The sequence below is a fragment of the Onishia niordana genome (genome assembly GCF_004798965.1).
In the GTDB taxonomy this organism is placed as follows: domain Bacteria; phylum Pseudomonadota; class Gammaproteobacteria; order Pseudomonadales; family Halomonadaceae; genus Onishia; species Onishia niordana.
On record NZ_SDSD01000004.1, the window covers coordinates 175,192 to 186,831 of the forward strand.

An 11,640-nucleotide genomic window follows, 5' to 3' on the forward strand; every position below is an offset into this window, starting at 1 on the left:
CGCTTTGCTTGACGGGGCATGGGGGCTATCTAGCTCATTGGCTCCCTCAGGACTTGCGTTCGATGTCCACGTCGTCCGCTTGGGTAAAGTCGCCCAGTGCCATCATGTGTCCCAGCTTGCCGGCCTTGGTGGACAGGTATTGCTCATTATGCGGGTTTAGACCTGTCGTGATCGGTAAGCGTTCACTTACCTCGACGCCATCGCGGGTCAAGGCCTCGACCTTGCGCGGATTATTGGTCATCAGCCTGAGCGAGGCGACACCCAAGTGATCGAGCATCGGCACGCACAGGCCGTAGCGGCGCATGTCGGCGCCGAAGCCCAGGCGTTCGTTGGCCTCTACGGTATCGGCGCCTTCGTCCTGCAGGTGATAGGCACGGATCTTGTTGAGTAGGCCAATACCGCGGCCTTCCTGGCGCAGATAGAGCAGCACCCCGCGACCCTCGGCGGCGATCCGCTTGAGCGCTTCCTGCAGCTGATAGCCGCAGTCGCAGCGCATTGAGAACAGCGCATCGCCGGTCAGACATTCGGAGTGCACGCGGCCGAGCACCGGCGTGCCGTCGGCGATGTCGCCGAGCGTCAGGGCGATATGATCCTTGCCGGTAGCTTCGTCTTCGAAGCCATGCATGGTGAAGGTGGCCCAGGGGGTAGGCAGCCGGGAGGCGGCGATGAATCGAATCGTCACGAAAAAAACCTCGATAAAACTGGGCGGCGCTAGGCACGCGATGACTCAAGTCTACCAGCATCGCCGCGCACGCTCACGGGTCGCACGCGCACACATAATATGATGTCGCTGTGAGCTGATCGCTACGCTCCCTGGGCCGGCGTGGCCGTAAATCGAGGCATCACGTCGCAGGGCTGGCCCCTCAGGGCTCGGCATCCGTTACAATGTCGGCAAATTTCCCTTTGGATGACGTCGCATGCAACTCGAGAACGATCGTATCCTGCGCGCCCTGGCGCGTGAGCCCGTGGACCGCACCCCCGTATGGATGATGCGTCAGGCCGGCCGCTACCTGCCGGAATATCGCGAGCTGCGTGGCCAGGCGGGCAGCTTCATGGACCTGTGCCGGGACACCGACCGGGCCTGCGAGGTAACGCTGCAGCCGCTGGAGCGCTTCCCGTTGGATGCCGCCATCCTGTTCTCGGACATCCTGACTATTCCCGATGCCATGGGGCTGGGGCTGTACTTCGAGACCGGCGAAGGCCCGAAGTTCAGAAAGCCAGTACGCACACCGGCTGAGGTTGCCGCCCTCGAGGCGCCGGACGCCGAGCGGGATCTTGATTACGTGATGAACGCGGTAAGCGCCATTCGCCGCGAGCTTAACGGCCGCGTGCCGCTGATCGGCTTCTCGGGTAGCCCCTGGACTCTCGCCACCTATATGGTCGAGGGTTCCTCGAGCAAGGACTTCCGCCATGTGAAGACCATGCTCTATGACACACCGGATACCATGCATCAGCTACTCGACGTGCTGGCACGCTCGGTCACCGACTACCTCAATGCCCAGATCCGTGCCGGTGCCCAGGTAGTGCAGATCTTCGATACCTGGGGCGGCAGCCTGTCGACGCCGGCCTATCTCGAGTTCTCGCTGCGCTACATGGAGCAGATCGTGGCTGGCCTGATTCGCAGCCACGAAGGCCGCCGGGTGCCGGTGATCCTATTCACCAAGAACGGCGGCCAGTGGCTCGAGCACATCGCCGCCAGCGGCGCCGATGCGCTGGGTCTCGACTGGAGCACCGAGCTTTCCGATGCGCGCAGCCGGGTCGGTCATCGGGTCGCCCTGCAGGGCAACCTGGATCCTAACGTGCTGTTCGCCAAGCCCAGCGCGATCCGCGCCGAAGTGGCGCGGGTGCTCGACAGCTACGGCAGTGGCCCGGGGCATATCTTCAACCTCGGCCACGGCATCAGCCAGTTCACCGACCCTGATCACGTCAGCGCCTTCATGGAGGCCCTGCACGAACTGAGCCCGGCCTATCACTCGGCGCCCTGATGTCATGCGTTGGTTGATTCGCCTGCAGGAGTGCCGGCGCCTCTGGGCGGGAGTCGCCGTGCTCGCGGCGCTGGCGATTGCCCTGGGCAGCCTGGCCCCGAGTGCCGAGATGCCCGACAGCCTTCCCTGGGACAAGGCGAATCACTTCATCGGCTATGGCGGCCTGGCGGCCCTGGTAGGGCTTGCCGGGATGGCCGGTGGGGCTGCCTTCATCGCGGTGGTGGCCTACGGGGTCGCCATCGAGTTGGCACAGCTGGCGGTGCCGGGGCGCATGGGCGGTGACCCCTTCGACATGCTGGCCAATACCCTGGGCGCGTTGTTCGGCCTGGCCGTGCTGGCGCTTGTGCGTCGGTTGATGCGACGCGACAGCGCCTGATGCGTCATCGCCAAGGCGCCTCCATTTCACGCTGTTTACTTTTCCGTTCCGTGAGAATCCATGATGACCCAATCACTCGACACTAGCTGGTTCACCGAAGTCTTCGATAGCCAGGGCAGTGCCTTCTCGCTGAAGGTCAGCGAGAAGCTCCTGGATGTCACCAGTGCTTACCAGCACCTTGAGGTCTATGCCACCGAGACCTACGGCAACCTGATGGTGCTCGATGGCTGCGTGATGCTCAGCGAGCGTGACAACTTCCTCTACCACGAGATGATCGCGCACCCGGCGTTATTTGCGCACGCCGCGCCCAAGCGTGTGGTGATCATCGGCGGTGGCGATTGTGGCACCCTGCGTGAGGTGCTCAAGCACCCCGGGGTCGAGCATGTCACTCAGATCGATATCGATGAGGAAGTGACCCGGGCCGCCGAGCGTTTCTTCCCGGCGCTGACCGCATCCAATGGCGACCCCCGCGCCGAGCTCAAGTTCGCGGACGGCGTCAAATGGGTCGATGAGGCCGATGACGCCAGTGTCGATGTGGTGATCATCGACTCCACCGATCCGGTGGGCCCGGCCGAAGGACTGTTCAAGGTCGATTTCCTGGCGCGCTGTCATCGCCTGCTCGCCGAGGGCGGCGTGATGGTTCAGCAGAGCGAGTCGCCGCTCTATCACAGCGGCAGCATCATTCGTGAGCTGCGCCGTGACATGCGCGCCGCCGGTTTCGAGAGCGTGGCGACGCTGCCGTTCCCGCAGCCGGTCTATCCCTCGGGCTGGTGGAGCGTGACCCTGGCCGGCAAGGGCACGGACGTGGGCCGTTTTCGCGAGGACGATGCGGCCACCGGCGACATGGCCTGCGACTACTACACCGCCGATGCCCATCGTGGGGCTCTAGTGCTGCCGCCCTTCATGCGTCGCGCCTTCGAAGACTAAGCAACATTTCTCCCCGGCACTCGCCTTAAGCGGTGCCGGGGTCTCGTCCTTCCCGGCATCGCCCGTGCGTCGCCTGACGGTCAAGCGATGCCTCTTTCCCCGAGCCTGGGTCGTCGTTCTAGTGCCCCAATCGCTCGCGACCCTTTGTCGTTGCCGTCATCTCGATTCTGGTAACCGGTCCGCCTTCGCACTTTTTCTCTTTCTCGGCCTTTGCTGAAGCGTCTTTTGGAGTGCTTGCGGCGCTTGTCGAGCTCGCTTCAAGGCCTCCTCCAATGCTCGCGAGAAGCCGTATTGAGACACTTTTTGTCACTGGGCGATGCTTTCATCGGCAGGAATACTGAGCCTTTTGCAAGGCAATAAAAATGCCCCTATAAATCTAAACGCCTGTTTTAAATCTGCTATTACGCTTGGCGTTGCTTTCGCTGTGAAGAGTCGCGGGCAGTTGCGTTGAAGTAAGGTTGTCTCCCGTTTAACGGCCTTGAAAGCGGCTTTGCTAATGTCGAGCGACGTGCCACGAGCACGATAACAACAACTCACCCAATCCAAGGGATTACGATATGTTGCACAACAACAAAAAGACCCTGCTGTGTTCCGCGACCGCCCTGGTCGCCACCCTGTTGGCGGCGGGCTCTGCCCAGGCCGGCGAGACGATGGACGCCGTCAAAGAGCGCGGTCAGGTGGTCTGCGGTGTCAGCACCGGCCTGCCGGGGTTCTCTTCACCCGACGACCAGGGCAATTGGGAAGGTATCGACGTGGATGTCTGCCATGGCGTGGCGGCGGCAGTATTCGGCGATGCATCCAAGGTGCAGTTCGTGCCGTTGAACGCCAAGGAGCGCTTCACTGCACTGCAGTCTGGCGAGATCGACGTGCTGTCGCGTAACACCACCTGGACCGCGACCCGCGATACCACCCTGGGCCTCAACTTCACCGGCGTTAGCTTCTATGACGGTCAGGGCTTCCTGGTCAAGGAATCGCTGGGTGTCGACAGCGCCATGCAGCTTGATGGTGCGGCCTTCTGCGTACAGTCCGGTACCACCACCGAGCTCAACCTGGCTGACTACTTCCAGGCCAACGACATGAGCTTCGAGCCAGTGGTCTTCGATACCTCCGACCAGACCGTTGGCGGTTTCGAGGCGGGGCGCTGTGATGTGCTGACGTCTGATACCTCTCAGCTCAACGCCCTGCGCATCAAGCTGTCTGACCCTGATGGTGCCAAGGTACTGCCGCAAGTGATCTCCAAGGAGCCGCTGGGTCCCGTCGTTCGCCAGGGTGATGATCAGTGGTTCAACGCCGTGAAGTGGACACTGTTCGCCATGATCAACGCCGAAGAAATGGGCATCACCAGCGAAAATGCCGATGAGATGAAGGAATCCGATAAGCCCGGCATCAAGCGCTTCATGGGTGACGAAGGCAACTTCGGCGAGGCCATGGGCCTGCCAGCCGACTGGGCCTATAACATCGTCAGCCAGGTGGGTAACTACGGTGAGGTCTTCGATCGCAACGTTGGGGCGGGCTCTCCGCTGAACATCGAGCGTGGTATCAACGCACTGTGGACCGACGGCGGTGTTCAGTACGCACCGCCGATTCGCTAAGACTCTCCACAGAACCCCGCCCCTTCAGGGGTGGGGTTCGTTGTTGTGATATTGCTAGTGGAGAGGATCTTCCATGACGACTCCTTCCTCGCCCCCTCCGCGTGGGAAGACGCCTTTCTGGCGTGATCCCGCCAAGCGGGCGCTGATGTTTCAGGCGTTGATGCTGGCCGCTCTGTTCGCGGCGATCGGCTTCATCGTCAGTAATACCCTCGATAACCTGGATGCTCGCGGAATCACCACCGGTTTCGGCTTCCTCGATGACACGGCCGGCTTCGGCATCGTCCAGAGCCTGATCGACTACTCGCCTCAGAGCACTTACGGTCGTACCTTTCTCGTTGGGTTGATGAACACCTTGCTGGTGTCGGCCCTGGGTGTCCTCGCGGCCACGGTGATCGGCTTCCTGATGGGCATCGCGCGGTTATCGCCCAACTGGCTGATCGCACGACTGGCCGGTGCCTATGTCGAAATATTCCGCAATATTCCGCTGCTGCTGCAGATATTCTTCTGGTACTTCGCCGTGCTGCGTACCTTGCCGTCTCCTCGGCAGAGCATGAGCCTCGGTGAAGCCGTATTCCTCAATATTCGCGGTTTGGTCGTCCCAGCGCCGGTGAGCGAATCGGGCCTCGTCTGGACACTGGTGGCGCTGGTCGTTGCCGTCATTGCGGCCATCGTGCTGGTGCGCTGGAACCGTCGCCGCCAGGAAGCGACGGGCGATCGGTTGCCCGCAGGCTGGATCAGCGCCGGGATGATCGTGGGCATGCCGCTGCTGGTGTTCGTCGCCAGCGGCATGCCGCTGACCTGGGATATCCCCAAGCTTGGGGGCTTCAACTTCTCGGGCGGCATCACCGTGCTGCCGGAACTGCTGGCGTTGTGGCTAGCGCTGTCGATCTACACCGGTTCCTTCATCGCTGAAATCGTGCGCTCAGGCATTCAGGCGGTCTCCAGCGGTCAGACCGAGGCTGCTCGGGCCCTGTCGTTATCCGGGGGCATGACCCTGCGGCTAGTAGTAATTCCTCAGGCAATGCGCGTGATCATTCCACCGCTGACCAGTCAGTATCTCAACCTGATCAAGAACTCCTCGCTTGCCACTGCTATCGGCTATCCGGACCTGGTGTCCGTCTTCGCCGGCACCACACTCAATCAGACCGGGCAGGCCATCGAGGTGATCATGATGACCATGGCGGTCTATTTGATCCTGAGTCTTTTGGTGTCGATGTTCATGAACTGGTTCAACGCGCGCATGGCGCTGGTGGAGCGATAAGTGGACAAATTGACCGTAAACACGACACCGGTGGATGCTCGCCCGGCGCCCAAACGCAGCGTGGGCCCGGTTGCCTGGCTGCGCAGCAATCTTTTTCAAGGACCTATCAACAGCGTGCTCTCACTGCTGGCGATCTGGGCGCTGATTGCAGGGCTTACCCCAGTGATTCAGTGGGCCATTATCGATGCTGACTGGATCGGCACCAGTCGCGAAGCCTGCGGTTCTGGTGGCGCTTGCTGGGTATTCATCTCGGCCCGCTTCGAGCAGTTCATCTATGGCTTCTACCCAAGCGAGCTTCGCTGGCGAGTCAACGTCACCTTCGTGCTGTTTGCGGTGATGATTGCCTGGCTGGCGCTGCCGCGTCTACCGGCCAAGAAGCTGGCGGCGGTGATGACGCTGGTGGTCTTCCCGATCGTTGCTTTTTACCTGCTGCACGGCGGGTCTTTTGGCATGCCGGCGGTACCGACTCATCGCTGGGGCGGCTTGATGCTGACCCTGGTGCTGGCGGTCGTCGGTATCGTCGCGGCATTGCCGATCGGTGTCGTGCTGGCGCTGGGGCGGCAGTCGAAGATGCCGATCGTGAAGAGCATCTCGGTGGTGTTCATCGAGTTCTGGCGCGGCGTGCCCTTGATCACCGTGCTTTTCATGGCCTCGGTAATGCTGCCGCTGTTCGTGCCCACCGAGGTGGATATGGACAAGCTGGTACGGGCACTGATCGGTATCACCTTTTTCCAGAGTGCCTACATGGCAGAGGTGGTGCGCGGTGGCCTGCAGGCGATTCCCAAGGGGCAGGAAGAAGCCGCTGCGGCGCTGGGCATGGGCTACTGGAAGCGCATGGGGCTGATCGTGTTGCCCCAGGCGTTGAAGATGATGATTCCCGGGATCGTTAACACCTTCATCGCCCTGTTCAAGGACACCTCACTGGTGCTGATCATTGGTCTGTTCGACCTGCTGGCAATCGTGCAGGCGGCGCTTTCCGATTCGGATTGGCTGGGTTTCTCGATCGAGGGCTATGTCTTTGTGGCGCTGGTGTTCTGGGTATTCTGCTTCAGCATGTCTCGCTACAGCCAGCACCTGGAGCGCAAGCTGCACACAGGCCACTAGGCGCGCGAAGGCGCTGCCGGCGGTCGCTCGCCAGACGGGCGGCCGCTTACAAGAACAAGGACATCGGTATGACACTACAAACGGCCAAGACCAACGATACCCCCATGGTCGAGATGCACGGTCTGAACAAGTGGTACGGCGACTTCCATGTGCTGCGTGACATCGACTTTACCGTCCAGCGAGGGGAGCGCATCGTCATTTGCGGGCCCTCGGGCTCCGGCAAGTCGACCCTGATCCGTTGCATCAATCATCTGGAGGAACACCAGCAGGGAGAGATCGTCGTCAACGGCATCCCCATGACGCAGGACATCAAGCGCATCGAGCAGATTCGTCACCACGTCGGGATGGTGTTTCAGCACTTTAATCTGTTCCCGCATCTTACGGTGCTTGAGAATTGCAGCCTGGCGCCGATCTGGGTGCAGAAGAAACCGCGCCGTGAAGCCGAAGCGCTGGCCATGCAGTATCTTGAACGGGTGCGAATTGCCGAGCAGGCACATAAGTTTCCGGGTCAGCTCTCCGGCGGTCAGCAGCAGCGTGTGGCAATCGCCCGTTCGTTGTGCATGCATCCGGAGGTGATGCTTTTTGATGAGCCGACCTCTGCACTGGATCCCGAGATGATCAAGGAAGTGCTCGACGTGATGGTCGAACTCGCCGAGGAAGGCATGACCATGCTCTGCGTGACTCACGAGATGGGCTTCGCCAAGACCGTTGCTGACCGGGTGATCTTCATGGATCAGGGCCAGATCATCGAGGAGAACGCCCCAGAGCCATTCTTCAATAATCCGCAGTCAGAGCGGACCCAGCTGTTCCTGAGTCAGATTCTCGGCCACTAGGCTGGGGCAAGAGACAATGGCCATGACCAAGACGCCCCCGCCGGGATGCCGGCGGGGGCGTCTGCGTAGGAGCCATCGGGAATGACCGGTGCGCTCAGAAGCGCGGCTCACCTCGCGGCGCCTCCTCTCCGGCTGGGGAGGTCGCGGCCAGGTCCAGCTGCGGCTCGCGGGGCATCGACCAGGCTGGCGCGGCGGCCTGCGGCGGTGCAGCAGCGAGCGGGTGCTCGGCGGGCGCCACTGTCGTGGGGTTGGCGTGCTCAGGGGCAGCGGGATCGACCTTGCGCGCCTCGCCCACCCAGCTGTCGTCTTCATCGTGGATCGCTGGTCGCCGCCGGGTAGAGCGAGTGAAAGGCAACTGTTGCTGTTTGATCATGGACTGCATGTGGTGGGGCATCATCAGCAGTTCGAACAGCATTCGTACCAGCAGGCAGCCGGAAAGGGTCACGCCGACGCCCAGCAAAAGCGTCGGCCACTGGCCTGACAATGACGTGAGGGCGAGTGGCGCCAGCGCCTCCCGCGTCCAGAGTCCTCCGCCCACCAGCATCCCAAGCTGAACCAAGAGGTGAAGCGAGACCAGCAGAGTACGGGGCAAGGGGCGGCGCATCAGCAACAGGTTGCGCATCGAGAACGTCTCCAATGACGAGTTGAGGCAGGTCGTCGTCTTGATGTCCGGACTGCCTTCCTGAGGGGGCGGCGATTCTAGCATAGCGCCAAGCGCGCGCATCCTGTCTCCACTGGGCGACGACATGCAGTTGACGCCCCCAAGCGCACTTGCCAACCTCAATAGGACGTTTGTGCTGTGGGATTCGTTTCATTCTAGTGAGGAATTGCGATGACAACTTATATTCTGGTGGCCGACGCTGCACGCGCGCGTATCTTCACCCGGGATGCCTTGAGGCTGGTCGAGCATGACAGCCTCTTGCATGCCGAGGGGCGCCTCCACGAGGGGGACCTGGTCACTGACAATGGTGGAGAGGTGCATGAGTCATCGACGATGGCCACGAGGTCCTCAGGTGGCGAGAATGTGGCCACCCAGCACGAAACGGAGCGTTTCGCCAAGGAAGTGGCCGAGCGCCTTTACCGCTCTCGGGTCGAGAATGACCTTGAGAAGCTGATTCTGGTGGCACCGCCGCGCTTTCTCGGTCAGCTGCGCGACAAGCTCGATGGCCCGACAGCCAACTTGGTGATTCATAGTCTGGCCAAGGACTTATCGAAGGCCAGCCTTGAGACCATTCAGCAAGCGGTTAGCGATTTGCGCTAAGCGATACCGGTAATTCAGGGCAATGCACTATCGGCGGCTCAAGAAGTGGGCGCCCACGCCGATAGATAGCCGATGTAACTATTCGCTATTTCAGGTGTTTGCAATCAAATAACACCATGTATTGCTACTTTAAGGGCGCCCCTCCATGTTTTCTTCGTTGCGCAAGCGCATCCTGATCATCACCCTGGCGATCATCGCCATGGCCTTGGTGATCAATGCGGCCGTCAGCTATCTGACCGTCAAGTCCCACGATCAAGAGCAGGTCGCCAATCAACTGGCCTCCATTGCCAGTGGTAACGCCCTGGCGATCGAGGAGTGGATTGCCGCGCGCACCAGCATGGTCGAGGCGGCTCGTGAGCCGGTAAAGGGCGATGATCCGGTACCGGCGTTGATTCAGCTCGCCAAGTCCGGCGGCTTCCTATCGACCTATCTCGGCAAGCCGGATGGCTCTCTGATCAGTTCGGATGGCTGGGTGCCTCCGGATGATTACGATCCGCGGCAGCGTGACTGGTACCGCTCGGCGACCGAGCAGGACAAGACCATCGTTTCCTTGCCCTACGTGGACGCCAGCAGCGGTCGTATGGTGGTGAGCTTCGCCACTCCGGTCGAACGTGGCGGACGTCTCCATGGCGTGATCGGTGGTGATGTGGTGATCGACAAGCTGATCACTCAGGTCAACGATATCCAGCCGACGCCGTCCAGCTTCGCCTTCCTCAGTACGGGCGGCGAAACACTGATCGCCCACCCCAACGCCGAGTTGACCCTCAAGCCGCTGACCCGTCTCAGCGAGGAGCTGACGCCGTCTGCTATCTCGCGCCTTGGCAGTACCAAAGACGGCTGGGAGACGATTGCCATCGGTGATGCCGGCAAGCGGCTGTCAGTGACCCCTATCCCCGGCAGTGACTGGGAACTGGGAGTGGCGATGGACGAATACGAGGCGACCGCCGGCCTGCGTGCCATCCTCGAGTCCTCCTTGATCACCCTGGTGAGCATTATCGTCATCACGGCCCTGCTGCTGGGTCTGTGGCTCAAACGCACCCTGGCAGGTCTCGAGCGGGCGCGGGATGCCCTGGAGGATATCGCCAGCGGCGAGGGCGACCTGACCCGGCGCCTGCCTGAGCAGGGCCGAGACGAGGTGGCGCAGATGGCCGCCGCCTTCAATCGTTTCGTCGGCAAGATGGAGGCGGTGATGGTCACGATCCGCCAAAGCAGCGAATCGGTGCGTATCGCCGCGACGGAGATTTCCACAGGTGGTCAGGACCTGTCTCGCCGCACCGAGAATGCTGCCTCGAGCCTGCAAGAGACCTCGGCTTCGGTGGAGCAGATCACCAGTACCGTCGCACATACTGCCGAGTCCTCTCGTCAGGCGAGCGGCCTTGCCGAGTCTGCCTCCGAGGTCGCCCGCCGTGGCGGAGAGGCGGTTGGCCAGGTGGTCGATACGATGCAGGGTATTCGCGATTCGTCGGCGCAGATCAATGAGATCGTCAATGTGATGGACGGCATCTCTTTCCAGACCAATCTGCTGGCACTGAACGCCTCGGTGGAGGCGGCACGGGCCGGTGAACAGGGGCGTGGCTTTGCGGTCGTGGCCGGGGAGGTGCGCCAGCTGGCGAGCCGCTCGGCAGAGGCCGCCAAGCAGATCAAGGGCCTGATCGAGACCTCCAGTGCTCGCACCGAAGAGGGCGCGGCCCAGGTGCGCGCCGCCGGCGAGACCATGGAAGAGATCGTACAGAGTGTCACCCGAGTCACCGACGTGCTGGGTGAAATCACCGCCGCGACCGGTGAGCAGAGCGAGGGTATCGGTCAGGTCAATGTGGCCGTGTCCGAGCTGGACCGCATGACCCAGCAGAACGCTGCCCTGGTCGAGGAGTCGACCACTGCCGCCGAGCAACTGAAGGATCAGGCGGACCGGCTCACCGAGGCGGTGGCTGGCTTCACGCTGAGCGAGTCTGCCCTTGACGCCGGGCGAGGCGCGTTGCCGCCACTCGGCGATGCCGGGATGGACGCCAAGCGTCGTCCCAGCCTCGAATTCGCCTGACCCTCTAGTGCGAGTCCTTCCCTCTAAGATGGGAAGTCGCGCACTCGTTTCATGAAAAGCCCCGCCGCTCCGGCCCACCATGGTCGGGGCGGTGGGGCTTTCTGGTTCGCTACGTTGCTGGCGTGCTCAGCCGAGTCGGCTCCTTTTCCGTGTGGGCCGAATGTCGACGATGCCTCAAGTCGTGTTCCTCGACGCCGATAACCTATCCATGGAAGCCACGGCCAGGTGTACCTAGCTCCTCGTCGCCTTTGGTTAGCGAGTCG

Annotated in this window: 11 protein-coding genes; 9 read left to right on the forward strand and 2 right to left on the reverse strand. The window is 61.8% G+C overall.

What is annotated here, in order from left to right:
- Positions 1-46 precede the first annotated feature (46 nt).
- Positions 47-682 carry a GTP cyclohydrolase II gene (gene ribA / locus ETC27_RS09710; protein WP_136254796.1) on the reverse strand — a complete coding sequence of 212 codons (636 nt, stop codon included), beginning with the start codon at positions 680-682 and terminating at the stop codon, positions 47-49.
- Positions 683-917: 235 nt separating this feature from the next.
- On the opposite strand from ribA, the gene hemE reads away from it, so the two are divergent.
- The 7 genes from hemE to ETC27_RS09745 all read left to right on the forward strand — a co-directional run bounded on the left by hemE (position 918) and on the right by ETC27_RS09745 (position 8,078).
- Positions 918-1,985: a uroporphyrinogen decarboxylase gene (hemE, locus tag ETC27_RS09715; protein ID WP_136254797.1), complete on the forward strand. Its 1,068-nt coding sequence runs from the start codon at positions 918-920 to the stop codon at positions 1,983-1,985.
- A gap of 4 nt (positions 1,986-1,989) precedes the next feature.
- Positions 1,990-2,361: a VanZ family protein gene (locus tag ETC27_RS09720; RefSeq protein ID WP_136254798.1), complete on the forward strand. Its 372-nt coding sequence runs from the start codon at positions 1,990-1,992 to the stop codon at positions 2,359-2,361.
- A 63-nt stretch (positions 2,362-2,424) separates the two neighbouring features.
- Positions 2,425-3,288 carry a polyamine aminopropyltransferase gene (speE, locus tag ETC27_RS09725; RefSeq protein WP_136254926.1) on the forward strand — a complete coding sequence of 288 codons (864 nt, stop codon included), beginning with the start codon at positions 2,425-2,427 and terminating at the stop codon, positions 3,286-3,288.
- A gap of 557 nt (positions 3,289-3,845) precedes the next feature.
- Positions 3,846-4,880, forward strand: coding sequence for an amino acid ABC transporter substrate-binding protein (locus ETC27_RS09730; protein ID WP_136254799.1), 1,035 nt, complete (start codon positions 3,846-3,848; stop codon positions 4,878-4,880).
- 73 nt (positions 4,881-4,953) lie between these two features.
- On the forward strand, positions 4,954-6,141 hold the full coding sequence (locus ETC27_RS09735; RefSeq protein WP_136254800.1) for an amino acid ABC transporter permease: 1,188 nt from the start codon (positions 4,954-4,956) through the stop codon (positions 6,139-6,141).
- 9 nt (positions 6,142-6,150) lie between these two features.
- Positions 6,151-7,245, forward strand: coding sequence for an amino acid ABC transporter permease (locus tag ETC27_RS09740; RefSeq protein WP_136254927.1), 1,095 nt, complete (start codon positions 6,151-6,153; stop codon positions 7,243-7,245).
- 104 nt (positions 7,246-7,349) lie between these two features.
- Positions 7,350-8,078 carry an amino acid ABC transporter ATP-binding protein gene (locus tag ETC27_RS09745; RefSeq protein WP_136254928.1) on the forward strand — a complete coding sequence of 243 codons (729 nt, stop codon included), beginning with the start codon at positions 7,350-7,352 and terminating at the stop codon, positions 8,076-8,078.
- A gap of 94 nt (positions 8,079-8,172) precedes the next feature.
- Here ETC27_RS09745 and ETC27_RS09750 read toward each other — a convergent pair whose 3' ends face one another.
- Entirely contained in the window at positions 8,173-8,802 is a 630-nt protein-coding gene (locus ETC27_RS09750; protein WP_136254801.1) for a hypothetical protein, read from the reverse strand.
- A 108-nt stretch (positions 8,803-8,910) separates the two neighbouring features.
- Here ETC27_RS09750 and ETC27_RS09755 point away from each other — a divergent pair, with 108 nt between their 5' ends.
- The gene (locus tag ETC27_RS09755) at positions 8,911-9,339 is read left to right on the forward strand and encodes a host attachment protein (RefSeq protein WP_136254802.1); all 429 of its coding nucleotides are present in this window, start codon (positions 8,911-8,913) and stop codon (positions 9,337-9,339) included.
- Positions 9,340-9,484: 145 nt separating this feature from the next.
- On the forward strand, positions 9,485-11,377 hold the full coding sequence (locus tag ETC27_RS09760; RefSeq protein WP_136254803.1) for a methyl-accepting chemotaxis protein: 1,893 nt from the start codon (positions 9,485-9,487) through the stop codon (positions 11,375-11,377).
- The last annotated feature ends 263 nt before the right edge of the window (positions 11,378-11,640 follow it).